Source organism: Pedobacter sp. Bi27, from assembly GCF_918698255.1.
Classification (GTDB): Bacteria; Bacteroidota; Bacteroidia; order Sphingobacteriales; family Sphingobacteriaceae; genus Pedobacter.
The window spans coordinates 912,557-938,650 of record NZ_CAKKMW010000001.1; the positions used below are offsets into that span (position 1 = coordinate 912,557).

Consider the following 26,094-nt stretch of genomic DNA (forward strand, 5'->3'; position numbering starts at 1 on the left):
CCTAACTTTTGGTTAGGATGCCTTACTAATATCGTAAAAAAATTGGCTTATTTTAAACCGTTAACGAATTTCGTTAATTTTGATTTGTTATTAGCCGCTTTGTTTTTGTGGATAATATTCTTTTTAGCTAAACGATCTAACATAGAGATTACTTTAGGCAATAAATCAGATGCAGATTTTTTATCTTCTGCAGCACGTAATCTTTTAATAAAGGTACGTGTAGTTTTTGCCTGATATCTGTTACGTAAACGTTTTGTTGCGTTTGCTCTAATTCTTTTTAATGAAGATTTATGATTTGCCATTTCTATTTAGCCTTTTATTTTTCTTATTCGTTTCCTATAATTCGGGTTGCAAATATAGGATTAATGTTTTTAAATTACAAAACACTTTCAACTTTTTTTTCATTAAAATTGAACCCCATTTCCGAACTGCAAAAATACGTTAAAATTATTCATTATAAATACTTTAACTTAATTCAATAAAATTTCCTTTCGATTAAGAAAACAGGCTTAAAAATACTATTTTTGGGCAAAACGATTTTTGAGTGAAAAAACGAATAGCCATCTTTGCATCAGGTTCTGGCTCCAATGCCCAAAAACTGATGGAGCATTTTAAACGGAGTAATGAAATAGAAATATCTTTGGTGTTAACCAACAATGCCGATGCCTATGTATTACAGCGGGCTGATAATTTCGAAATTCCCACTCATATTTTCGACAAAAACGAGTTCTATAAAACCGACGAAATAATAGACCTGCTCAAAAATCTTGAAATCGATTTTGTTGTGCTTGCGGGTTTCCTCTGGCTGATCCCTAAAAACCTGATTCATGCTTACCCCGGCAGAATTGTAAACATCCATCCGGCAATCCTTCCAAAATTTGGCGGTAAAGGCATGTACGGAGACCATGTACACAATGCCGTTATGGCCGCCGGCGAAACTGAAGGCGGAATAACCATTCATTATGTTAATGAAAACTATGACGAAGGAGAGTATATTTATCAGGCCAGGTACAGAATAGACAAAAACGACAATCTGGAAATGGTAAAATTTAAAGGTCAGCAGCTCGAACACCAGCATTACCCACGTATTGTAGAAACCATTGTTAAAAAGATAAAAAAATAGCCTTTATAATAAGAGATTCTTATCTTACATTAATTAAACAGATTGTTTGCTTGCTTTTGGTGTCAAAACCAATAAAACACTTACAATAATGAGGAAGCCTATATTTAATAATGTTGCCCATCGGTAAGCAACCGGAAACAATGTTAATACCGGTGGATTATCCAGCCGCTGAAAGAAAACACCTCCAACAACCGCAACTCCTATAGCCACCGAGATCTGCTGCAATGTTAAATAAATGCCCGATGAGGCACCTAACATATTTTCGGGAATACTTTTTAAAGATATAGTCATTAAGGAGGGCAGGATTGTACCACAGCCAATCCCATAAACAAATAATATAATGGCAATTTGCCATTTAGGGGCATCAGGTGAATTAAAAATAATTACATGAAAAACGAGTGCCACAATCATAATAACCGATCCACACAGTGATACATATTTACCATAACGGGTTACCCGGCTTGCAAAAAACATAGATGCGAGCACATAACCCATTCCCTGGCAAACAAAGTAGATTCCGGTATGAACGGAACTAATGCCCATCCCGTTTTGCAAATAAACGGTATTGATCAAAAAGTAGGAATCCTGAACAAGATAATAAAACAGGGAAATTAAAAGCCCCATCCTGAAGTCAAAATTCTTAAACACCTTTATATTGAGCAAAGGATTTTTCCCCAAGCTTTTGCTTAACCATTGGTGATAAATAAAGGCAAGCAGCAAAACTACTGATAGTGCCAGCATTAAAATGCTCCACATTGGCCAGTTTAATTCCCTCCCGCGGATAAGCGGATAAATAAATGCTGTTAAAGTTAACATCAGCAACAAGCCTCCTGCAAAGTCAAATTTCTCAACGATTTTCACCTGCAACTCTTTAAGGTATTTAAAGCCCAAGACAACAGCAGTTATCCCTATGGGCACGTTTATTAAAAAAATTAAACGCCAGCTTTGTGAAATAATTTCCAGGTCAGGAATTAAGCCCCCTAAAAACTGGCCAGCAACAGAAGCAATGCCGGCAATACTACCATACACCCCCAGAACCTTTATTCTTTCCTTAGGATCGGGAAATAAATCAGGGATAAAAGCCATTCCTTGCGGAACCATAAAAGCAGCACTTATTCCCTGAATAAACCTGGCAATGTTTAGCTGGATTGCCGATTGTGAAAACCCACAAACAAAAGAAGCAATCGTAAAAACCAACATCCCGGTTAAAAAGACCTTTTTCTTTCCGAAATATTCACCTGCCCGCCCACCAGTAATAAGGAAGGAAGCATACCCTACAATATACATCACGATTACAAACTGTATATCAGCATCGGTGCCTTTAATCCCGGTTTTGATGGCGGGAAGCGCTACATTTACAATGAACAGATCCAGTACAGATAAAAATATAGCCGAACACACAATTAACAACAGGAACCACCTTTGATTTTTTTTCATACCCTTGCTTTTCTTATATTTAAAATTTAAAGTAAGAAAACGCTTTACGGGCAATCAAGTAGTCTTATAAACCGTACCAAGTATGCAAAACAGTACCAATAATGAGTATAAAGCAGTTACAAATGGAGAGAATCAGGATTTATTTTTAAATGACTCCCCATTGACAGGTGTATTTAAGGTAATTGGGGGCAAATGGAAAATTATGCTCATTAAAGCCATTGCAGCACAATGCCCTAAGCGGTTCGGCGAGCTTAAGCGAGAGATGAATTTCTTAAGCCAGGGCACGCTAACTACACAGCTTAAAGAAATGGAACGGGATGGCCTTATCCTCCGCGAAGCTTTTGCAGAATCTCCGCCACGCGTAGAGTATAAACTAACCAGTGTAGGCAAAACCCTCCTTCCTGTAATAGACGTTTTAGAAGATTGGTGGAACACCTTCCAGGCAAACAAATAGCAACACATATAAAGTAACCCGGCACTCCCATTTAGCACCTGTATTATCCCTATAAATAAAGCTCAAAAATGCAGCTGGAAAAGAAAAAATACCCCACAAAGAAAAATATATAATTAATTTCATTTTTATTGGATTCTGCACCTAAATAAATGCCTCTGTTTTACTACCTTTGCGGCTCAAAATTTTCAGTAGAATGAGTCAATCCATTAAAATCAAAAACGCTTTAATCTCAGTATATTATAAAGATGGTTTGGAGCCATTGGTAAAATTGTTGGCCGCGCAAGGGGTACAGTTATTTTCTACCGGTGGAACAGAACAATTCATCAAAGATTTAAATCTTCCGGTTACGGCGGTTGAAGATTTAACAGGTTATCCATCTATTTTAGGCGGACGTGTTAAAACTTTACATCCGAAAGTATTTGGTGGAATTTTAAACCGTAGAGCGTTAGCGGGAGATCAGGAGCAGATTGCTGAATATGAAATCCCTGAAATTGATTTGGTTATTGTTGACTTATACCCTTTTGAAGAAACCGTAAAAGCAGGCGGAACACCAGAAGAAATTATCGAGAAAATTGATATTGGTGGTATTTCCTTAATCCGTGCAGCTGCGAAAAACTTCAACGATGTGGTGATTATCGCATCGAAAAACGACTACCCTACTTTACAAGCCCAATTAGAAGCCCAAAATGGTGAAACTACTTTAGCACAACGTAAATCGTTCGCTAAAACAGCGTTCCACACTTCTTCGCACTACGATACTGCAATTTTCAATTACTTCAATACAGAAGAGCCTCTTGATGTTTTCAAACAAAGCGTAACAGAAGCTAAAACTTTGCGTTATGGCGAAAACCCTCATCAAGGTGGTGTATTCTATGGCGATTTAGATGCGATGTTTACCAAATTGAACGGTAAAGAACTTTCTTATAACAATTTGGTAGATGTAGATGCAGCTGTTGCGTTGATCGACGAATTTGAAGATCCAACTTTTGCAATCTTAAAACATACAAACGCTTGTGGTATTGCTTCCCGCCCTACTGTTAAACAAGCCTGGATTGATGCATTGGCCTGTGATCCGGTTTCTGCCTTTGGTGGTGTATTGATTACCAATGTTGCGGTAGATTTAGAAACGGCTCAAGAAATCAACAACCTGTTTTTCGAAGTATTAATTGCACCTTCTTACCAAGCAGAAGCAATTGAGTTATTCAGCAAAAAGAAAAACCGCGTTATTTTACAACGTAACGAGGTTGAGTTGAGCAAAAAACAATTTAAAACCTTATTAAACGGTGTAATTGAGCAGGATAAAGATTTAATTATCGAAGGTCCTGAACAAATGACAACCGTAACCGATAAAGCACCAACGGCACAAGAGTTAAAAGATTTATTCTTCGCTAACAAAATTGTAAAACATACTAAATCGAACACCATTGTTTTGGTTAAGGATGATGTTTTAATTGCAAGCGGCGTTGGCCAAACTTCACGTGTTGACGCTTTAAGACAAGCGATTGAAAAAGCAGCGGCTTTCGGATTCAGTGTTAAAGGTGCTGCTATGGCTTCTGATGCTTTCTTCCCTTTCCCTGATTGTGTTGAAATTGCTGCCGAAGCCGGAATTACAGCTGTTCTGCAACCAGGTGGATCGATTAAAGATGCTGATTCTGTTGCTAAAGCAAATGAAAAAGGCATTGCAATGGTAACCACTGGGGTAAGACACTTTAAACACTAATCAAGCTTAAAGCCGAAAGACTAAAGCTTAAAGTGAAGATTCTTATAAAGCCTAATGGCATAAAACTTTAGTCTTTTAGCTTTGGTCTTTTAGCTCTTTATTTTCTTAACATTTTAATTGCCTTAAAAACAATTTAATAACTAAAGAAAATAAAACTTAAAACAATAAAAAAGCTATTTTTACATTAGGAATAGTATAGATTTGATAAAATAAAGAAAACATACCTTATACATGGGATTATTTAATTGGTTTACGCAAGAAGTTGCCATCGATTTAGGCACTGCGAATACCCTGATTATACATAACGACAAAGTAGTTGTAGATGAGCCATCTATCGTTGCTTTCGATCGTACTACAAACAAAGTCATTGCTATAGGTCGTCAGGCAATGCAAATGGAGGGTAAAACCCACGATAATATTAAAACCGTTCGTCCATTAAAAGATGGTGTTATTGCCGATTTCAACGCTGCTGAAGCGATGATTAAAGGCATGATCCGTATGCTTAATGGCGGTAAAGGATGGATGTTCCCATCTTTACGTATGGTAATCTGTATTCCATCTGGTATTACTGAAGTAGAAAAACGTGCAGTGCGCGATTCAGCTGAAATTGCCGGTGCAAAAGAAGTATACTTAATTCATGAGCCAATGGCAGCAGCTGTAGGTATCGGAATTGATGTAGAAGAGCCAATGGGTAACATGATTATCGATATAGGTGGCGGTACGACAGAAATTGCGGTTATCGCTTTATCAGGTATCGTGTGCGATCAATCTATCCGCGTTGCGGGAGATAACTTCGACTCTGATATTGTAAACTACATCCGCCGTCAGCACAACATTATGATTGGTGATCGTACTGCTGAAAAAATTAAAATTGAAGTTGGCGCAGCTTTGCCTGAATTACAGGATGCTCCTGCTGATTTCGCAGTTCAAGGTCGCGATTTAATGACCGGTGTACCTAAACAGATTACGGTATCTTATACCGAAATTGCGCACTGTTTAGATAAATCGATCTCTAAAATTGAAGAAGCAATTTTAAAAGCTTTAGAGATTACGCCTCCAGAACTTTCGGCAGATATTTACCAAACTGGTATTTATTTAACCGGTGGTGGTGCATTGTTAAGAGGTTTAGATAAGCGTGTAGCTGCTAAAACCAAATTACCTGTTCACGTTGCAGAAGATCCGCTTCGTGCAGTAGTTCGTGGAACTGGCATCGCCCTTAAAAACATTGGCGGATATAAATTCTTAATGCAATAACATTTAGCTTGGGGTTTGGGGTTGTGAGCTTGGAGTTTTCCACTCATACGCCAAACTTTTAACTCCCAACTCCAATCTTTTAACTCCAAACTCAAATGCGTAACCTTTGGATTTTCATCAGCAGATACAACGCATTTTTCTTATTTATCATTTTTTTTATCGTGGGGATCTATCTAACGGTGAAAAACAACTCCTATCAGCGTAGCGTAACTTTAAACTCAAGCAATGAAGTAGTAGGTACGGCATACGAAAGGTTAAATGTTTTTAAACGGTATTTAAATCTGGGTATGGTTAACGATAGCCTTGCAGCCGAGAATGCCAAGCTTAAAAGCCAATTATTGGCATTAACTACGGTAGATACGGCCAAAGATGTTAAAGTGGTAGATACGGTTACCAATCAGCAATACACTTATTTAGCAGCCAAGGTGGTTAAAAATTCGATCACTTTGCGCAACAATGTAATGACCATTAATAAAGGTACTGTTGATGGCATTAAAAGTGGCATGGCCGTTATCGCACCTCAACGCGGAGTGGTTGGTTTTATCCGTGACGTTTCTGCACATTTGGCAACCATACAATCGCTATTGCATAAAGACACTAAAATTAGTGTAACCTTGAAAAAGAACAATGCGCTTGGGTCATTAGTTTGGGGCGATGGAAATTTCGATATTAAAAAGGCATTTGTTAAAGAGGTGCCCAACCATATTAAAATGTACGTTGGCGATAGTGTTGTTACTTCTGGTTACGGGTCATTTCCTGCCGGAATTTTGGTTGGAAAAATTATCAAGCCTAATGTAGCCACCAATGATAATTTCTTATCAGGAGAATTAAATTTATTTACAGATTTTAGCACATTGCAGTATGTATATGTGGTTAAAGATAAAAAAGCCGAAGAGCAAAAGGCTTTGGAAAGCTTAGTTAAACCGAATGAATAGTAGAATCATAATTGTAAATGTGATCAGGTGGTTTTTACTCCTTTTTGTGCAGATCTTCCTGCTCAAAAACATGGGCTTTTATGATCTTTCCACACCGTTTATCTATGTGCTGTTTTTGCTCCTGCTTCCATTCGGAATCCCCAATATTTTGTTGTACTTATTGGCTTTTGGAACAGGCTTAACACTCGATGCTTTTTACGATACCATGGGCGTACATGCTACGGCCTGCGTGGTATTGGCTTTTGTAAGGATTTCCTTTATATCGATAAGTTTAAACCGCGACGCAATTGACGACCCAGAACCATCGTTAAGTTATATGGGTTTCCAATGGTTTTCACTTTATGCTTTTCTTTGCGTTGTTGCACACCACCTGGTGCTGTTCTTTTTAGAAACATTTAGGCTAACCGAAATTGGTTATACCTTAATGAGATGCGGCTTAAGTTGTATCTTTACACTGCTTATTATTTTATTGGTAGAGTTTATATTCTATAGAAGAACACCACGCTAATGGATCAATTATTTAACCGAAAATATATCGTTCAAGGATTATTTATTGTAATCGCCCTGATTTTATTGGGAAAGTTATTTTATATCCAGATTATTAGCGATGCGGCTTTCGTTTCTGCAGAAAGTAATGTTTTACGCAAAATTTATAAATATCCTGCCCGTGGTGCCATCCTAGACCGGAACATGAAGGTAATTGTACAAAATGAACCGGTGTACGACTTAATGGTTACGCCAAATGAAGTAAAACCTTTTGATACCTTGGCACTTGCACAGGCTTTAGACATTACTTTTGAGGATGTTCGCAAAAACCTTAAAAAAGCAAGGGGAAAATCGAGTTATCAGGCTACCCCTTTCCTCAAACAGATTTCTGTTCAAAGTTATGCTCGACTACAGGAAACCCTCTATCGTTTTCCGGGTTTTAGAACACAAGACAGAACCATCAGACATTATCCAGATAGTGTTGGCGGACAGTTATTTGGCTACGTAAAAGAAGTAAGCCCCACCGATATCGAAAAATCTGAAGGCTTTTACAAACCTGGCGATTATAAGGGTAAAAGTGGTTTAGAGTTTTCTTATGAAGAAACTTTAAGGGGTGAAAAGGGTGTAATTAATACGGTATACGATGCACACAATACTCCACAGGGAAGTTATGCCGATGGCAAATACGATGTAAACGCGGTTTCGGGCGAAAGATTGATCTCAGGCATCGATATGAGGATTCAAAAACTCGGTGAAGAATTGATGACGAACAAGGTTGGGGCAATTGTAGCGATTGAGCCTGCTACCGGAGAAATTCTTTCATTGGTAAGCAGTCCGGGCTATGATCCAAATCTATTGGTTGGCAGAAACCAGGGGAACAATTACATGGAATTTATTGTGGGTAATCCATATCGACCATCTTTAGTAAGACCAATAATGGGTTACTATCCTCCAGGATCGTCGTTTAAACCAGTTGATGCGCTAATCGGATTACAAGAAGGCGTAATAGATCCCAATACCACATTCTTTTGTCCGCACTATTATCAGGCTGGAAATAGAAAAATTAAATGCGAACACTTTGATGGTTCAATTTCGCTGAGAAGAGGTATTGCCCGTTCCTGCAATACTTATTTTTGTTATGTTTTTCAAAAGTTGATTACCAAAAACGGAATGAAAAACCAAAGACAAACCTATCAGGAATGGCGCGATAAAGTAGCCAAATTTGGTTTCGGATCAAAGCTCGACATTGATATGCCCTATGAAAGAAAAGGCTATTTTTATACCGCAGACCACTATGATAAAATTTATGGCAAAAGATGGGGTTATACCAATGTGATTTCGCAAGCTATTGGCCAGGGTGAGATTACCGCTACCCCATTGCAAATGGCAAATGCCATGGCTATAATTGCTAACCGTGGTTATTATATTAAACCACACTTAATTAAAGGTATAGGCGATAAAAATCTGGTTAAAAAAGAATATGTAGTTAAAAATTATGTAGGTGTAGACGCCAAACATTTCGAACCGGTAATTGATGGTATGCAGGATGCCGTAAACACCAGTTGGGGAACGGCCATACTATCCCGCATCCCGGATGTGCTACTTTGTGGAAAAACAGGAACGGTACAAAACCCGCACGGAAAAAACCACTCCGTATTTATAGGTTTTGCGCCACGCGATAATCCAAAAATTGCCATCGCTGTAATTGTAGAAAATGCGGGTTATGGCAGTACTTATGCAGCGCCGATTGCCAGCTACATGATCGAAAAATATTTGAAAGGTAGTGTTAGCAGTGGAAGAGCTGCTCAGGTAGAGTGGATGAAGAATCAAAACCTACTTCCTTTACTAGTCGACAAAACAAAAAAGATCAAATTAACGAAAGCAGACAGTCTATTGCTTAAAAAAGCAGATTCAGCCAAAAGAATAAAAGATAGTTTGAGAATTAAATCGGCAACGATAAAACAAACGGTTACTACAAAGCCTAAAGAATTAAAAACAGCCTTAACCGATAAACCTGTAATCCAGAAATAAAATGCAACAGCAACAGGGAAACCGTTTTTTCTTTAATGTAGATTGGATTACTGTTTTAATCTATATTGCCTTATGCGCTATTGGTTTCATTAATATTTATGCTTCTGTTCCACCAGAACAAACAGCTGTGTTTGGTTTTAGTACACTTTACGGCAAACAGCTAATTTATATCATCACTGGTTTAATTTTAGGCTTATCTATCTTATTGTTTGATGGAAGGCTTTTCAATGTCTTCTCGCCTTTTATTTATGGCGGCACACTGTTGTTGTTAATGGCCGTATTGGTAATCGGCAACAAAGTGGCCGGGAACCAGGCATGGATTGCAATAGGCTCTTTCAAACTTCAACCTGCCGAATTTGCCAAGTTTGGCACAGCCTTGCTCCTAGCGAGATATGTAGGTGCATTTAACCCTAAATTCCGCGATGTTAAATCAATCATGATTGCTGGATTAATTGTGGGCGCACCGCTATTGTTAATTATGCTTCAGCCCGATACGGGTTCGGCATTGGTGTTTCTTGCATTTATGTTTCCATTGTACCGTGAAGGTTTATCAGGTTATTTTCTATTGATATTTTTGGGAATGATTGTGCTCTTTATTGCCGATTTCCTGGTACCTACCTATATCTTAATCATCATTATTACCACAATTGCTGGCCTTTTCATTTATAACAACAGAAGAAAACAAAAAATAATCTTCTCTACTGTTTTGGTAACCGTTTTCGCTATTGGCTATCTCTTTTTAATAAAAATTGCCTACGAAAAAGTTTTAGCGCCCCACCAACGTAGCCGTATCGAATTAATGTTAGGGCTTAAAACCGATAATAAAGGTGCGGGTTATAATGTAATTCAATCGCAGATTGCCATCGGCTCAGGGCAGGCAACCGGCCGTGGATTTTTACAGGGCACACAAACCAAATATGGTTATGTACCAGAGCAGAGTACCGATTTCATCTTCTCTACCATTGGTGAGGAATGGGGATTTATAGGCTGTTCTGTTGTGATAGGTCTGTATATGTTCCTGCTACTCCGATTGGTTAATTTAGCAGAAAGGCAACGATCCACATTCTCCAGGGTGTATGGCTATAGCGTAGCCTGTATCCTCTTTTTTCACGTTTTTATTAATATCGGGATGACGATTGGTATTATTCCCGTAATTGGGATTCCCCTACCCTTAATTAGTTATGGTGGTTCATCTTTATGGAGTTTTACGATCTTACTGTTCATCTTTTTAAAGCTGGACTCTAACCGGATGGGATTTATTTAGTCCTAAGTCGGAAGTCCTTAGTCTGGAGTCGATATACTAAAATGAATTCGTCATTCCAAAGCAAAAGAAATCTCCAGGATACGTTAAGGCCGAAAATCTATTTATTGGAAAGCAAAAGTTCTGCTAAAATCAATGTGTATTCCCGCTAACCGCTTTACTTCTCCCGATAAAACCTGTGAAACAAGCAAGCATACCAAAAAACAATAACCAGCAATGCTTAAATCGGGCTTCGTGCTCGCTTTTATCGGGTTTAGGTGGGCAGTTCTGTGCTAAGTTTTGTGTTAATAAACCCAACTTAACGGAAATCCTTTTTGGAAAAATCATGTTTTCCATTAAAAGTAAATTTACAAAAAGATTGAAGTGGGGGTGGGACTACAGCACCAATGAAATGCTGAACAATCATTTCCTAATGATTTACAAATTAGAATGGGTTTTCTATGATCACGGTTCTTAAGCTAGAGTTGATATATCAAGAGAGATGCGTCATCCTGAGGGTTAATCTATTTTATAAATCGATATGAGTGACGTATAATTGTTTTCTTTTTCCATACACCAGGGGCTTGCCTCGGCTCGCCGCCGCCGAAGGGCTCTTTCTTTTTGGCATCAAAAAGACCAGCGTAGCTAGCTTGATTGCCGTTGAAAACATAAAAGCCCATGAAAAAACAAAAAATGCCGGCAGAAAATTTTTCTTTTGAGGACAGTTGTGTGGGCAGGATAGTGCAGCCCGAAAAATTTGTTAGGCCGGATTTAAGTAGAACGGGGATTCCGTACTATGGCCCAGCTGGATGGAAATTCTAAAATAACTAAAATACTGATTAATAATGATTTGCAAAACAACATCAATGATAATTATTTCAAGCTCTAAGAAATCTATATATGGCATTGCAAATGCAAATTTCATAAATCCTTGTTATTCCAAAGGAATCATTTTGTGACAAACGATGATGACACATGATATACTGATACAAATCCAATAGCTATCGGATCTGTATGACGACGCGCGAGGTAACACCATTCGCCATCCCCCAAACGCCTTACGCTTATCGCTTCTACTTGCTAAACCTTCGGTTCAACAACTCGTAAAACTGATCAACAGTAGCCTGTTTATTGGCCCAGTTATTTTTCGCCGCATAATTATTCTGAAGGTAGCTATCTGCCGCTTCGAAACTGCTCATCTTATTGATGATATCAATTACTTCCGAATAGGCCAGATTATACCCATTAAAAAGATCTTTGATAAAAAGTAACTTTTCGTTTAAACTAATCGCCTGCTTTAAATCGGCGATAGGTGCTTTAACAGGCTCATCACTTTTACCATTTGTTTTGGCAAGCAGATCATTTAAACTTGGTGCAGGTTTAGCCGCTTCAGGCTGTGGAGATGGTTTTACCGGAACTGCTTCAGGCCTAAACAAGGGGCGCTCCTGTTCAACAGGCGGCGAAATAATGGAATCATCCAGTTTCACATCTTTCAGTGCCTCAATAGGCTCACTCTGCACAGCAACCGGTTCCACTTCTTTAACAGCCGCAAGAGGTTCTTCTTCGGCAATTACTAAAGGCTCTTCCTCTTCTTCCTGTGGAATTAAAAAAGGTTCAGGGCCAATTTCATCATCTTCAGTTGGTACAGGCTCTTCCTGAACAGATAAAGTTTCTTCCTTTTCGTGAATTATTTTTTTACGTGCTAAAATTTCTGCTTCTTCTTTGCTCAAAGGACGATCGAAAATTTCTTCAACAGATTTCGCTTCATAATCGAACTGGTCGTTTTCATCGTGTGTATCCAATACAAATTCAAAAGTATGGTCATCCTGGTCTGGCTTAAAGAAATCTTTATTCAAAAGTGATGAGGCTTTTTCTTGTTCAATAATTTCATCATCCAGCATTTCCTGTTTGGGCTTCACATCCACACGTTCTTCTTCTTCCTGGGCAGTAGCCACTTCTTCCAGTTCCTGAGGATCGAAACACTCATCGTCTTCTACATAACTTTTTTCAACTTCGGGCAGGATAATGGTATTTTGTTCGGCCAATAAAGCATGATTTCCAGGCTCGGCAGGCTTATCTTCCACTATGGTATTTAATTTTTTGACGATATTCACATGATCAGAAAGGAAATGGGCATTGGCCAGAAAAAGCTCCAGCTCCAAATCGTTTAATTGCTGAGGGTTTTGAGCTAAAAACTGATATTGCTCATTTAATTCTGTTAAAATGCTGCCGATCTTTCTGAAAATATCCTGTTGGTTCATCATAAAATTAAAACGAATTTTTAGTCGATTTATGTTGGTAACTATGTGTTCAAAAATAACACATAATTCTCATATTTGTTCGGTTTAAAAATTATAGAACGGACATAGGGGAATAAAAAAAGAGGCATGTTATTTAGCGAACAAAATTTTAGAAGAAGGGGCGAATTTTCCGGAAGTATAGAGGTGGTATGTGGCTCTATGTTTTCTGGTAAAACGGAAGAACTGATCCGCAGGTTAAAAAGAGCCCAGATTGCTAAGTTGAACGTCGAAATTTTTAAACCCCGTACCGATACCCGCTACCATGAAACTGCTGTGGTTTCGCACGATTTAAACTCGATAAACTCTACCCCGGTTGATAGCGCTTCTGCCATTTTACTGCTCGGCACCAATACACAGGTGGTTGGGATAGATGAAGCTCAGTTTTTTGATGATGAACTTCCTGATGTTTGCAATAAACTTGCCCTTAAAGGTATACGGGTTATTGTTGCGGGCCTGGATATGGATTTTACAGGCAAACCCTTTGGTCCGATGCCTGCTTTAATGGCCATTGCCGAACATGTTACCAAAGTAAATGCCGTTTGTGTTTGTTGTGGAAACCCTGCCCTATACAGTTACCGTACAGTTGCTGATGAAGCTACCGTTTTATTAGGTGAAAAGGAAAGTTATGAGCCACGATGCAGGGCTTGCTATAATCTCGGCAAGGGATAACACCATTCTTGATTAATGTGTACCTTTAAGTTGCACTTAAACATTGATATGGATAAACAATTTAAAATCAATGCTTTTAGAACCGGTTTAGCAAAATTCGTAACTTTCGAAGAAAAAGAATGGGAAATCTTAATTCAGTACCTGAGTTTTTCTACCCTAAAGAAAAAGGAACATTTTGTAGTTGAAGGAAAAGTATGTGATTATATTGCCTTTATTATTCAGGGTGCCGTAAGGCATTATCATGTTAAAGACGGACAAGAAATTACCGGTTATTTTTGTTTTGAAAATGAGCTGGTAAGTGCCTATAAAAGTTTTGTAAAAAGAGTACCGAGTACAAACTTTATTCAGGCCTTGGAGGAAACCCGACTTGTTCTTATTGCTTACGCCGATCTTCAGAAAATGTTAAACCACCCTGTGCTGGGGCTGAAAATGGAACGGTTTGGCCGTTTGGTTGCTGAATATTACATCTGCTGTTTTGAAGACCGTCTTAATGCTTTTGTTACGCAAAGCCCCGAAGAGCGTTATACTGCACTTGAAAAAACTGCAAAAGATATTTTTCAGCGTGTTCCCCAACACTATATCGCCAATTTTTTAGGTATTACCCCTGTTTCACTCTCGCGTATCCGTAAACGCACACTCATTTTAAAGGATTAAATTTAAACCTTATCTTTTGTTAACGTTTTTAGGGTTCAATGCCGCATAACTTTGAACTAATCAAAAACGAAGATATGCACACTATAATAGGCGCCGGCGGACCAACAGCAAACGCATTAACCAGAGAATTAACCAATACCAATGAAACCATTAGATTGGTTAGCAGAAAACCAATTTCTACAAGCAACCCGAATACAAGCTGGGTTAAGGCCGATTTATTAAACGAATCTGAACTTTTCGCAGCAGCAGAAGGTTCGAAAGTAATATACCTATGCGCCGGTTTGGTTTACGATGCCAAAGTATGGCAAGAACAATGGCCGGTAATTATTCAGAATGTAATTAACTTAACCAAACGTACTGGTGCAAGGCTAATATTTTTTGATAATGTTTATATGTATGGCCTGGTAAATGGCCCAATGACAGAAGATACGCCTTACCATCCCTGTAGCTTAAAAGGAGAAGTAAGGACAAAGGTAGCCGAACAATTAATGAGCGAATCGAAAGCGGGTAAAATAAATGTAACCATTGCCCGTGCTGCAGATTTTTATGGAGCAGATTCGATGAACAGCTTTTTTGATATGATGGTACTCGATAAGTTTGCCAAAAAAAATAGCGCTCAATGGATAGGAGACCCAAATACACTACACAGTTTTACTTACATTGAAGATGCTGGAAAAGCTTTATTTCTGTTAGGACAAACTCCCGATTCTGGCAACCAGATATGGCACCTGCCAACCGCGGCTCCCTTAAAAGGGAAAGCTTTTGTAGAAATGGCTGCAAAAATTTATGAAACCAAACCTCAATATTCGACCATTAATAAACTGATGCTACGTTTAGTAGGTCTATTTAAAAAGGTAGTTGCGGGTACTGTAGAAATGTACTACCAGTATGATCATGATTATCATTTCGATTCTACCAAATTTGAAAAGGCATTTAACTTTAAGCCTACTGCTTATTATGATGGCATTTTAAAATTATCAAAAACAATGTATAAAAAGCAGAATTGACAAGAATCAGGGCAAATTATAAAGCCAACTATTTATCTTTAGCGCAAATGATTCAAGATAATACAACAGGTAAAAACAACATTAAAACCATATCTATTTTAGGTTGCGGTTGGTTCGGGCTGGCTTTAGCCAAAAAACTGACCGGGTTAAATTATACCGTTAAGGGTTCTACCACAAGTCAGGAGAAACTAGCAATACTTCAGGCCGAAAATATACAGCCATTTTTAGTCAACTTTACGGCGGAAGCGGTTGTAGCTGATCCAGCTTTTTTTGAGGCTGATACCTTGTTTATCTGTATTCCTCCAAAGCGCAATTCGACTGAACTTCTTGATTATCCCCAAAAGATAGATTCAATTTTGGCTGCTGCGAAAGATAAATCGAAGCATGTGGTATTGATCAGTTCGACGAGTGTTTATGCTGATGAAAACAAAACAGTAAATGAAACCAGCGAGACACATCCTGATACGGATTCAGGAAGAGTCGTTTTAGCTGCAGAAATCCGATTTAAAGAACTATTCCCCAAAAACTGCACAGTGATCCGCTTTGCAGGCTTAATTGGCCCCGACCGTAACCCTGGGAGATTCTTTGCCGGAAAAAGTAATGTTCCAAATGGTTTGGCGCCTGTAAACCTGATTCACCAAACAGATGCCGTAGGGATTGCGGTAAAACTTTTAGAAAAACAGGCATTCGGCAAAACGTACAATGCCTGCTCGCCAAACCATCCTGCAAAAATGGATTTCTATGCCAATGCAGCCAAAACCACAGGACTTGCCACACCTGATTTTATTGCAGAAAAGAAAGATTGGAAAATCGTGGAAAGTGTTAATGTACCTGAGTTTTTGAGTTATGTGTTTGAGGTTGGGATTTAATGTTCACCTTAACGGAGGTGCATTTATAAGTCGCAGCGTCATTCCCAACTTGATTGGGAACCACGTAGTGCTCATGAATGCCCTTGAAGAGAGAAAAGCTTATGAATAATCCTAATGCAATAAGCTTTAAGATTCCCACCTGCGTGGGAATGACGACCGATTTTTGAAATCCGCGTTGATCTCTTTGTTTACAACATGGATTAATTTAACTCAACAACCCCAATAACTCTTTCTTGGTTAAATTCTTAAATAAACTTCCATCCGTCTGGATCAGATCCTTAACCAGATCTTTTTTTGTGGCCTGAAGTTTCATAATTTTCTCTTCAATGGTATCAGGGCAGATTAAACGCACAGCCATTACATTTTTATGCTGGCCGATCCGGTATGCACGATCTATGGCCTGGTTTTCTACAGCAGGGTTCCACCAAGGGTCTACCAGGTAAACATAATCGGCTTCGGTAAGGTTCAATCCGGTACCCCCAGCCTTTAAACTGATGAGGAAGACAGGAATATCGGCGTTTTGTTGAAATGAGCTAACTACTTCGGCTCTTTTACGGGTTTGCCCAGTAAGGTATTCGTATTTAATACCACGGTTTTCCAATTGCTTTTTAATCAGATCGAGCATGGTTACAAATTGAGAAAAAACCAGGATTTTATGCTTTCCGGCCTTGCTCTCGATCTGCTCCATCAATATATCAATTTTTGATGAGGCCTGTAAATAAGATTTCCCATCAGCCAATAATGCGGCCGAATTGCAGATCTGCCTTAGGGTGGTAATACTCTTCAGCACATGCATCGAACTTTTAGGCAGTTCATCTTCCTGTTTACCCAGAATAAAATCCTGAATTTCCTTTTTGTTCGCTTCGTATACTTCGCGCTGCTCAGCTCCCATTTCGCAGTACAGTACAATTTCCGTTTTATCGGGAAGTTCTTTTGCCACCTGTTCTTTTGTTCTGCGCAGAATAAACGGTCTTATTTTTTGCTGAAGTTCATCTGCCCTTCTGCTATCCTTAAACTGATCGATAGGGGTAGAATATAAATCGGCAAACTGCTGTTTACTGCCAAACAAACCGGGGCAAGCGAATGACAGCTGCCCATACAAATCAAAGGTATTGTTCTCTATCGGCGTTCCCGTCATCGTTACTTTATTCCTCGATTGCAGCATCCGAACCGCTTTATAACGTTGCGAATCTGGGTTTTTGATCAGCTGCGATTCATCTAAAAAGATATAGTTAAAGCGATAATCCTTTAAGAAACGGATATCAGAAAGCAGCGTTCCATAAGAGGTTAAGATGATTTCATAGTCATCGAAAGTATCAGTCGTTTTGGTGCGTTCGCCAGCATAAATGGTTTTTACTTTTATAGATGGTGCAAATTTCTCTACCTCGGCCTTCCAGTTAAATATTAACGACGCCGGAACCACCACCAGATTTGTATTGTGTTTTACTTTTTCTCGCTGTGATAAAATGAAAGCCAAAACCTGGATGGTTTTACCCAATCCCATATCATCGGCCAAACAAGAACCAAAGTTAAAATCATCCAAAAAATTGAGCCAGTTTAGGCCGTCTTTCTGGTAATGGCGTAACGTTGCTGTTAAACCTTTTGGTACTTCCACTTCCTGAATCGAATCAGTCCCTTCAAATTTCTGTTTGTAAAGTTTCAATTCGTTCTTTACATCACCATCTAACAAAGCATCTTCATAAAGTTCGTTTATAGAAGCAAACTTAATTTTTGGCGTAAGGATGGCATCTTCGGTTACTTCACCTGCATTAAAATAAGCAGCAAATTTTTCGATCCATTCATGTGGCAGGATGCCTTGTGTTCCATCATCAAGCGTTACAAACTTACTTTTGTTCCTGATCGATTTATGCAGATGCTTCAGCGCAACCTGTTGTTTGCCAAACTTTACTTTTACCTTGGTTTCGAACCAATCTGTTCCACTTAAAACCTCAATATTAATTTTAGCCTGAAATGCGCTCAGTTTATTGTTTTTAAGTTGGTTGAAGCCTAAAATATGAATGCCTTTGTTCCGCCATACTTCAAAAGCTTCTAGAAACCAGGCCTCTTCCAGGAACCGTTTGCGGTGCAGGTAAAAAGAATCGTTGGTTTCCTGATCGTAGAAATAAGGATGCTGTTTCAGCACGTTTCCAATAAACTGCAGTTCTGCCTTTTCATCACGGTGCAAGGTGAACAGGTTGCCCAATTTATCCTGCGCCTGGATCTGTTTTTTAGACAATACAGGTATTTCTAAATTCCCATAGCGCATTACCGGCGTGAGGAGAATATAATCTTCAGATTCTGAGAGGTAGATCAATTGCTCGTTTTCAAGATCAAAACCTTTTTCTTCGATCTGGCTTTTGGTAGCAGGTTTTAAATAAGAATAATCTACATGGATACTGCCCTCTAAAGGCACCAAAATAACCTTTTGGAACTCAGGATATTTTGTTTTATGCAGGATTAATCTGTTGCTCTGCTTTTTAAAAAACCCAATTACGCGTAGAAAATCGAGTCTGCCAATTAAATAAAGTTGATTGTTAAGTTTAACAAAATATTGGTGTACCAATACCAGGTTATCCAACTCGTAAGATTTGCCTTCGATGATCAACCGGCCTGTAATTTCATAATAATCATCGCGTTGGTTTACAGAAAGACGCAGGTCTACTTCTAATAAATGAACATCAACTGCTGTAATGGTCGACGCTTGAATAGCGACAGACTGCTTACTATCCTGCAGGTAAAAAGGGATCTGTTCAGGGTTTTTAACGATTGCTTTTAAGGCTTCGATCTCCGCCTCACTTTGATCGCTATTGTAATTCTGTTGAAAAGTGGTAATGCCACTATAAAACTTTACCTGATCGTTATCATCTGTTTTAAAAAGCAAATCAGCTGGATTGATTCCTTTTATAGGATTTTTAACCTTGCCACTTTTAGTGGTTTCGGCTTCAAATAATTCTACAGTTAAATTATTGTAATAGCGGTGTTGCCCAAAAACCAGGATCATTTTACCCTGATCTTTTTTAGCTTGTACTTTTATTTTGGATTTATTTGCCGGAAGTAAAAGTTCCTGCAAATTTTGTTGTGCTTCTTTATTGAATGGCTGAAGGGCATCCATTTTTGGACGGATATCTAGCTGACCATTTTCATATTTCACGTTAAAAAGAAGATCGAGGTTTTCTTCTTTTTCTAAACCATAGTCAATTGCAATTTTTAAAAGTTTTTGCTTCCGAAGGTTAGCATCGAAGAAAATAAGCAGATCCTGACGCTGAAGAATATTGTATAAAACCCTTGCCTGATGCTCACACAATTTATGTTTTGGTGTAGCACAACGACAAGAAAGTTTTACGGAGTTTGAGTGCTGCTGCACCTGAACAATTGGGAAGGGTAATCCAGAGGCCTCATCGCTAAAGGCTGCAAAATCGATTTCAATCTGTTCAGGGAAAAGCTGGTAAAAGCCTTTAACATCAGTATGGATCAATCCGCTTAAATGTTTGAGGATAACAATCTGGCTCAGATTTTTCAGGTTAAAATCCGTCAAAATATAATCGTAAGGATTTTGTTCTGATACTAGATGCGCGGTTACCTGTTCACTCATTTAAACTAAAATAGCTAAGTGATAAAAGTAATCATTAATAAGTTTTAGCTAAAACCTCTTTTTAGGTTTTTATGCACAATTAATTAAGAAAACGTTAATATCGATGAGTTCCATTGTAGTGTCGTCATCTCGACTGGAGCACAGCGAAATGGAGAGATCTATGAGCTGTAATAATAGATTTTTCGGCTGCGATCGAAATGACGGGTCTCCTATTTTAAAGCGACTTACGCAGGTTCAAGTAAAAAGGCACTGCTATCTTTTCAGTTTTTCCGTTGAGAATAAATTCGGCAGCTTGAGCGCCCAGTTCGCTAAAATCAGTTGAAATGGTGGTAATCCCATCCAAAATAATCTTTTTTAAAGGTGTTTCGTTATAAGAAATTACACCAACATCTTTCCCGATTTTAAGTTTTTGGGCAATTAAACGCTCAATGAGCATCACCAGATCGTCTTCCATCAGGTTAATGTACACCTCCCCAGGATTAATTTCTTCGTCTTTAATGTTATGAATTACTTTATGATCGAAAGCATATTGCTGGCAGAACCTATAAAAACCGGTTAGAATCTCGTGCGGAAAATAGCTGTTCTTTGGGAAGATAATTTTTAAGGTTCGGTAATGGGAAAGCCGGTCTAACGCCTGTTCTAAAGCCGCATAAATATCCTGTGCAAAGTTTTCATAAGCCGCAGCATAATCGCCAGTTACTCCTGGCAACAATTTATCAAGGATAACTAGTTTTTCTTTTGGAATGGTATTGATAATTTCGTGTGCATTTTCGCCTCCTTCTAAAAAATGAGGAATGATTACAAAGTGCGAATAATCATCGCGTTTGGTAACGATCATTTTTTTAAACAGTGCGAAATCGTTGTTGTAGATATAAAAATCTATCGCAGCACGCTCACCCAATGTTTTTGTAAACGAATCGTAAATGATCTTTTTGTGCGTACTGAGTTTATTAAAAAGCAGACAGACCTTTAGTTTACGCGAGAAATCGGTATTGATAATAAAATAGCCCTTTCCCGGCACAGAATCTACAACCCCAAGTTTCCGGAGGTTGCGGTAACCTTTTTCGGCAGTATCTCTCGACATTTCCAAACTGAAGCTCAGTTCATTAATAGACGGCAATAAACTATTTTTCAGAAGTTTACCACTTTCAATTGCGGCCAAAATAGCATTGGTTAACTGCTTGTATTTTGGCGTCGACGAGTACTCATCGACGTTAATGTAGGGGATTAAATCTTCTGGTTTCAAAATGGTTATATTGATATAGGAAATTCTAATATAAGGAAATTCCTAAAAATCTAGTGTACGTTGTATGGCAGAATAGTATTTTAACTGGATCATATCCGTTGGTGCAGGGTTTTCGTTCCAGGCATCATTTATTGCTAAGGCCGTTCCTATCGCCGTAGCCTGCGAAACTGAAGATGCATAAACCTCAATATCTGGAATAGAAGTAGCCAAAAGATGCATATAAATTGCATTTTTACCGAAACCACCATCTACAAAAATCCTTTTCACACCTGCATTTAAAATCAGCTTTAACGAGTAAATCTGCTGTTTGATCAGATCAAAAATTAATTGGTGATAGGCTTCTTCTGCCGTTTGAAAGAGGTTCAGATCACGCTCCGGGAAAGCAGAATTTGCTGAAAAGCCCTGTTGCTCCTGTTGGTTTTCAGGAATTTTATTGGCCAGTTTCAAAATCATTGAAGGATTAAACTTCAAATGTTTAAACAGATAGGCGGCACGATCGAAATGTTCTGCTATACGCTTAAGCTGTACTTCATGCTCATAACCAGCAAAAATACGCGAAGCCTTTACCGCTTTGCCTTTAAAGTGCATGTAACACAGACAATCCTGTTTAAGTTCTTCCGCAGTTAAAGGTTCCTGGTTAAAAGGGTTTAAACTGATACACCATGTTCCGGTTGAGATGAGTACAAATGGTGTGTTAAAATTGGCCAGGTAAGGAATCAGTGCTGCAGAACTATCATGCAGGCCAACTCCAACTTTTATGTCATTCCCTTCAAAACTAGTTTTCAGGCTGGAATCTGCAGGGGTAAATGAACCAAATTTCTCATCGATTTTCTCGGCAGTAACCCAAGTATGGTATTCACTTTTATTGAAATCCCAAAGCTGGGTATGACAGCCTATACTGGTAATATCGGCCACGGCTTTACCCGTAATTAAATAACTTAAATATTGGGGCAGGTGTAAAGCCCACTTTACTTTTTTAAATATTTCAGGCTTTTCATTTTTCAGGCGATACAATTGCATCCCTGAATTTAAGCTGCCCAAAATTGGTGAGGCCGTTTCTAACGAAATCTTCTCCTCACCTCCGTATTTTGTATAAAAAGCTGTTTTAAGCTCCTCTGGGTATTCTTTTAAATAGTTATAAAGTGGTGTTAGGGGATCGCCATTTTCATCAAGATAAACAAAACTGGCACCATAAGTAGAAAAGTTTATAGCCCTAACATCGAACTCTTTTAACTGCAAAACCTGATGCAGGGAATCGTAAACTGATGAACGCAGGCTTTCGAGATTTTCGCATGGTTCGCCATCTTCATCAACTGTTTCTACAAAACGTGCAGACCGTTCGTAAACAATACTGTAGTTTTCATCAATCAGAAACAGTTTTTTGTTCGTTTTTCCAACATCAAATATGGCAATAACAGGTTTAGGCATTTTCTATTTCTCTATTTACAAACCTGTGGCAACAGTATTTCCGCGGTGATTAACTAACTTAGTTCTAACTTCTAAACCGCGATATAAAGCGATTGGTGATAAAGCTGCTCCAGCCCTTAACCTGGCTTCGGCTACCAAAGCCCTTAAATCGCTCCGAAAAGTATGCTGTAAAATTTCCTGTGCTTTTGCTACATCGTTGTTGTTCTGCGCTTCGTTTAATGCTTTTCTATCAACCAATAAGGCTTGTGCATAAGCAATCATAATCGCTTCCACTGATTGTAATAAATCTTCTAGCGGGTCTTTCACATTGTGTGAAGCATCTATCATCCAACCTAAATCTTTTGCATGGTTCATGCCCTTTGCATCCATGCCTTCTACCAGCTCGTTAAAAATTAAGAACAACTGGTAAGGTTTAATGCTTCCGGCAGTTAAATCATCATCGCCGTATTTAGAATCATTAAAGTGGAAACCACCCAGTTTTCCTTCCATTAACAATAAAGCAACAATCTGCTCTATGTTTGCATTAGGCAAATGGTGACCTAAATCAACTAAAGTATAAGCTTTTTTACCCAGTTTGCTCGCATATAACAGTGATTGTCCCCAATCGCCAACCGTAGTTGAATAAAAATTAGGTTCGAAGGCTTTGTACTCCACAAACATTTTCCAATCTTCAGGCAGTGCTGAATAGATTTCTTGCAGACTTTCTAATGTATTTTCGAAAGCTTTACGGAAATTAAGCTGACCGGGGAAACAAGAACCATCGGCTAACCAAACGGTTAATGCATCAGATCCTAGCGCAATACCATGTTTAATTACTTCTATATTATGCTCAATCGCCTGTTTGCGGATGTCTTTATTTACATTCTGCAACGAACCAAATTTATAGCTATGTGCAGAACCTTTCTGATCTTGAAAGGTATTCGAGTTCATGGCATCGAATTTTAAACCATAGCTAGCTGCCAAAGTTTTTAACGCTTCAGCATTTTGAGGGATATCCCATGGAATGTGAAGCGAAATTGCTCCGCTTGCGCCATTAAGGGCATGAAGCAGACCAACGTCTTCAATTTTTTCTTCAATGGTACGTGGTTCACCGCCAGTAATGGCAAAACGGCCAAAACGTGTTCCACCTGTACCTAAAGCCCAGCTTGGAATGGCAATCTGAAAATCAACCAGTTTCTGGATTACGCTTTCTACATCAACATGCGCCCAATCTTCTTTTAGAAATGAAAGTTTGCGCTGATGCGAGGTTAAAAGGGAGTCGTTATGTTTTTCTATTTGGTTCTGCTCGATATTCATGAGAATATTTGGTTTATTAGGTTAATGTTGGGGCGATATAATCGCCGTTCTCGTTCATCCTCGTTCCAAACGGGGGCGATTATAAAAAAATTAAAGTCATTTCGGTCTGTGCCAGGCACAGACCGATTAAACAACTTACTAAAACTGATTTTTTTTGCCGTGGTCCGTGTCTCCACGGACCACTTATCTTATCTTCTTTTGATCTGTGGAGACACAAACCGTGGATTTAGCTATCTCACAAATGCCATGGCTACTCCGCCATCAACATTTAAAACATTACCGGTTGATTTGTGCAGCAAGCCACCCACAAAGGCGAAACAAGCATTGGCAATATCATCTGGTAATATAATCTGATTTAACAAAGTACGTTTCGCGTAATAAGCCGGTAGTTCTGCAACGGTAATTCCGTAAGCTTTTGCACGGCCTTCTGCCCAACCCCCTGCCCAGATATTACTATCGCTGATTACAGCATCAGGGTTAACCACATTTACACGGATATTATCGGCTCCCAATTCTGCAGCATTTAACCTGCTCAAATGTAACTGGGCAGCTTTTGCACTACCATAACCGGCATTATTCGGTCCGCTTACCAAAGCGTTCTTACTTACAATATTAATGATATCACCACCAATATTCTGCTTTTGCATCGTATTTGTTGCAGCCTGAGTGATAAAAAACTGACCTTTTACCAAAACATCATATAATAAGTCCCAATCCTTCTCGGTATGATCAGCAATGGTTTTAGAAATCGATAATCCTGCATTGTTTACAATAATATCGACTCCACCAAAAGCCAAAGCAGCCGAATCGAAAGCTTGTTTAATATCTGCTTCGCTGGTAACATTTAAAATTGCGGTACTGTAAGAATCTTTACCATACAGGCTTGCAAATTCCTTACCTGCTTCTTCCAAACGCTCGGCATTCATATCATTTAAAATCACCACGCCACCTTCTGCAACAAACTTTTTAGCAATCGCTTTACCTATACCACCTGCACTACCAGTAATCAAAGCAATTTTACCTGTTAAAGGTTTTGGCTTAGGCATACGCTGTAACTTCGCTTCTTCCAACAACCAATATTCGATATTAAATGCTTCCTGGTGCGGTAATGAAGTATATTCTGAAACGGCCTCAGCACCTTTCATTACGTTAATGGCATTGATATAGAATTCTGCAGCAACCCTTGCTGTTTGTTTATCTTTAGAGAAGGTAAACATTCCGATTCCAGGATATAAAATAACAACCGGATTAGTATCGCGAATGGCAGGACTGTTTGGATGTTTACAGGCTTCGTAATAAGCCGTGTACATTGCCCTATATGCCTCGAAAGCTGGCTCCAATGTTTCTTTTAGTGCTTTAACATCCGACAAATCGGCATCGCTTGCTAAAGTTAAAACCAGCGGACTGATTTTGGTGCGTAAAAAGTGATCAGGACAGCTTGTGCCCATTGGTGCAAGGCGATCAAGATCGTTAGAATTGATGAATTCTAAAACACGGCTGTCGTCGGTAAAATGACCGATCATATGCTGTTTAGAAGAACATAAGCCACGCAAAACAGGTGCTAAAGCAGCCGCTTGTTGTTTCCGCTGATCTGCTGCGGCACTTTCAATCTTTTGTCCTCCAAAAACAGGCCCTTTTTTACCATAGTTCTGGTTAAGGTAATCAGAACAGATTTCGATAACTTCTAAGGTATTCAGGTAACTTTCATAAGCCGTATCACCCCAGGTAAACAAACCGTGTGAGCCCAACATAATGCCACGGATGCCTGGATTTTCATCTAAACATTGTTTTAATTGCAGGCCCAGTTCGAAACCAGGTTTTTTCCATTCAACCCAGCCTATCGTTCCGCCAAATAATTCTTCGGTAATTTTTTTACCGTCTTTAGCCGCTGCGATGGCGATGGCCGCATCTGGATGCAAGTGATCGATATGCGCAAACGGCAGAAAACCATGCAAAGGGGTATCGATTGATGGCGCTTTAGAGCTTAAATCGAAAATACAGTGGTTAAAAAGTTCAACCATTTCATCTTCGTGTTCTACACCACGGTAAATATTTTTCAGACTACGCAAACGATCAACATATAATGCTGCAAGACCACTTTTCTTTAAGGTACCTAAATCGCCACCTGAACCTTTTACCCACATTACTTCGGTTTCTAGGCCGGTAAGCGGATCTTTTTCCAATACTTTACACGAGGTATTTCCACCTCCATAATTGGTTAAGCGTAAATCTGCACCCAATAAATTTGAGCGATAAATTAAGAGGGCAACTTCATCACCAGCAAGTTTTGCGGCTTCCTCTTCATCCCACAAATAGCTTACGTGCTTATAACTTTTCGTATCGATTGACATTC

General features: G+C 38.9%; 21 protein-coding genes. 13 read left to right on the forward strand and 8 right to left on the reverse strand.

What is annotated here, in order from left to right; translation table 11 throughout:
• Window positions 1-47: 47 nt before the first annotated feature.
• A complete protein-coding gene (gene rpsT, locus LQ227_RS03560; RefSeq protein ID WP_029277289.1) occupies window positions 48-302 on the reverse strand; it encodes a 30S ribosomal protein S20 in 255 nt (84 codons plus the stop codon).
• A 242-nt stretch (window positions 303-544) separates the two neighbouring features.
• On the opposite strand from rpsT, the gene purN reads away from it, so the two are divergent.
• Window positions 545-1,123: a phosphoribosylglycinamide formyltransferase gene (purN, locus tag LQ227_RS03565; RefSeq protein WP_057932500.1), complete on the forward strand. Its 579-nt coding sequence runs from the start codon at window positions 545-547 to the stop codon at window positions 1,121-1,123.
• Window positions 1,124-1,156: 33 nt separating this feature from the next.
• On the opposite strand, the gene LQ227_RS03570 is transcribed toward purN, so the two are convergent.
• Entirely contained in the window at window positions 1,157-2,560 is a 1,404-nt protein-coding gene (locus tag LQ227_RS03570) for an MFS transporter (RefSeq protein ID WP_230148245.1), read from the reverse strand.
• An 82-nt stretch (window positions 2,561-2,642) separates the two neighbouring features.
• On the opposite strand from LQ227_RS03570, the gene LQ227_RS03575 reads away from it, so the two are divergent.
• The 8 genes from LQ227_RS03575 to LQ227_RS03610 all read left to right on the forward strand — a co-directional run bounded on the left by LQ227_RS03575 (window position 2,643) and on the right by LQ227_RS03610 (window position 11,502).
• Window positions 2,643-3,014 (forward strand): helix-turn-helix domain-containing protein, encoded by a 372-nt coding sequence (locus LQ227_RS03575; protein WP_230145383.1) that lies wholly within the window; start codon window positions 2,643-2,645, stop codon window positions 3,012-3,014.
• Between the two features lie 193 nt (window positions 3,015-3,207).
• Entirely contained in the window at window positions 3,208-4,734 is a 1,527-nt protein-coding gene (gene purH / locus LQ227_RS03580; RefSeq protein ID WP_230145384.1) for a bifunctional phosphoribosylaminoimidazolecarboxamide formyltransferase/IMP cyclohydrolase, read from the forward strand.
• A 231-nt stretch (window positions 4,735-4,965) separates the two neighbouring features.
• Window positions 4,966-5,988 carry a rod shape-determining protein gene (locus LQ227_RS03585; protein WP_010601761.1) on the forward strand — a complete coding sequence of 341 codons (1,023 nt, stop codon included), beginning with the start codon at window positions 4,966-4,968 and terminating at the stop codon, window positions 5,986-5,988.
• A 95-nt stretch (window positions 5,989-6,083) separates the two neighbouring features.
• Window positions 6,084-6,923 carry a rod shape-determining protein MreC gene (gene mreC / locus LQ227_RS03590; protein WP_230148247.1) on the forward strand — a complete coding sequence of 280 codons (840 nt, stop codon included), beginning with the start codon at window positions 6,084-6,086 and terminating at the stop codon, window positions 6,921-6,923.
• Window positions 6,916-7,431 (forward strand): hypothetical protein, encoded by a 516-nt coding sequence (locus LQ227_RS03595; RefSeq protein WP_029277298.1) that lies wholly within the window; start codon window positions 6,916-6,918, stop codon window positions 7,429-7,431. Before mreC ends, LQ227_RS03595 begins: the two co-directional genes overlap by 8 nt.
• On the forward strand, window positions 7,431-9,440 hold the full coding sequence (mrdA, locus tag LQ227_RS03600) for a penicillin-binding protein 2 (RefSeq protein ID WP_230148249.1): 2,010 nt from the start codon (window positions 7,431-7,433) through the stop codon (window positions 9,438-9,440). Before LQ227_RS03595 ends, mrdA begins: the two co-directional genes overlap by 1 nt.
• Window position 9,441: 1 nt before the next feature.
• Window positions 9,442-10,704 (forward strand): rod shape-determining protein RodA, encoded by a 1,263-nt coding sequence (gene rodA, locus LQ227_RS03605; RefSeq protein ID WP_230145387.1) that lies wholly within the window; start codon window positions 9,442-9,444, stop codon window positions 10,702-10,704.
• Window positions 10,705-11,358: 654 nt separating this feature from the next.
• A complete protein-coding gene (locus LQ227_RS03610) occupies window positions 11,359-11,502 on the forward strand; it encodes a hypothetical protein (protein ID WP_230145388.1) in 144 nt (47 codons plus the stop codon).
• Window positions 11,503-11,753: 251 nt separating this feature from the next.
• On the opposite strand, the gene LQ227_RS03615 is transcribed toward LQ227_RS03610, so the two are convergent.
• On the reverse strand, window positions 11,754-12,944 hold the full coding sequence (locus LQ227_RS03615) for a hypothetical protein (RefSeq protein WP_230145389.1): 1,191 nt from the start codon (window positions 12,942-12,944) through the stop codon (window positions 11,754-11,756).
• 123 nt (window positions 12,945-13,067) lie between these two features.
• Here LQ227_RS03615 and LQ227_RS03620 point away from each other — a divergent pair, with 123 nt between their 5' ends.
• From LQ227_RS03620 to LQ227_RS03635, 4 genes are all read left to right on the forward strand, one after another.
• A complete protein-coding gene (locus LQ227_RS03620; RefSeq protein ID WP_051691820.1) occupies window positions 13,068-13,649 on the forward strand; it encodes a thymidine kinase in 582 nt (193 codons plus the stop codon).
• Between the two features lie 48 nt (window positions 13,650-13,697).
• Window positions 13,698-14,303 carry a Crp/Fnr family transcriptional regulator gene (locus tag LQ227_RS03625; RefSeq protein WP_230148252.1) on the forward strand — a complete coding sequence of 202 codons (606 nt, stop codon included), beginning with the start codon at window positions 13,698-13,700 and terminating at the stop codon, window positions 14,301-14,303.
• Between the two features lie 74 nt (window positions 14,304-14,377).
• On the forward strand, window positions 14,378-15,310 hold the full coding sequence (locus LQ227_RS03630; RefSeq protein ID WP_230148254.1) for an NAD-dependent epimerase/dehydratase family protein: 933 nt from the start codon (window positions 14,378-14,380) through the stop codon (window positions 15,308-15,310).
• Window positions 15,307-16,179: an SDR family oxidoreductase gene (locus LQ227_RS03635; RefSeq protein WP_230148256.1), complete on the forward strand. Its 873-nt coding sequence runs from the start codon at window positions 15,307-15,309 to the stop codon at window positions 16,177-16,179. The genes LQ227_RS03630 and LQ227_RS03635 overlap by 4 nt, the downstream gene beginning before the upstream one ends.
• A gap of 205 nt (window positions 16,180-16,384) precedes the next feature.
• Here LQ227_RS03635 and LQ227_RS03640 read toward each other — a convergent pair whose 3' ends face one another.
• From LQ227_RS03640 to LQ227_RS03660, 5 genes are all read right to left on the reverse strand, one after another.
• Entirely contained in the window at window positions 16,385-19,771 is a 3,387-nt protein-coding gene (locus LQ227_RS03640; protein WP_230145393.1) for a DEAD/DEAH box helicase, read from the reverse strand.
• 214 nt (window positions 19,772-19,985) lie between these two features.
• The gene (locus LQ227_RS03645) at window positions 19,986-21,017 is read right to left on the reverse strand and encodes a GntR family transcriptional regulator (RefSeq protein WP_029277046.1); all 1,032 of its coding nucleotides are present in this window, start codon (window positions 21,015-21,017) and stop codon (window positions 19,986-19,988) included.
• Window positions 21,018-21,059: 42 nt separating this feature from the next.
• Complete coding sequence (locus LQ227_RS03650) at window positions 21,060-22,445, reverse strand: FGGY-family carbohydrate kinase (protein WP_230145394.1); 1,386 nt, start codon at window positions 22,443-22,445, stop codon at window positions 21,060-21,062.
• Between the two features lie 15 nt (window positions 22,446-22,460).
• Window positions 22,461-23,741, reverse strand: coding sequence for a sugar isomerase (locus LQ227_RS03655; protein WP_230145395.1), 1,281 nt, complete (start codon window positions 23,739-23,741; stop codon window positions 22,461-22,463).
• 230 nt (window positions 23,742-23,971) lie between these two features.
• Window positions 23,972-26,092 (reverse strand): bifunctional aldolase/short-chain dehydrogenase, encoded by a 2,121-nt coding sequence (locus LQ227_RS03660; RefSeq protein ID WP_230145396.1) that lies wholly within the window; start codon window positions 26,090-26,092, stop codon window positions 23,972-23,974.
• Window positions 26,093-26,094: the final 2 nt, after the last annotated feature.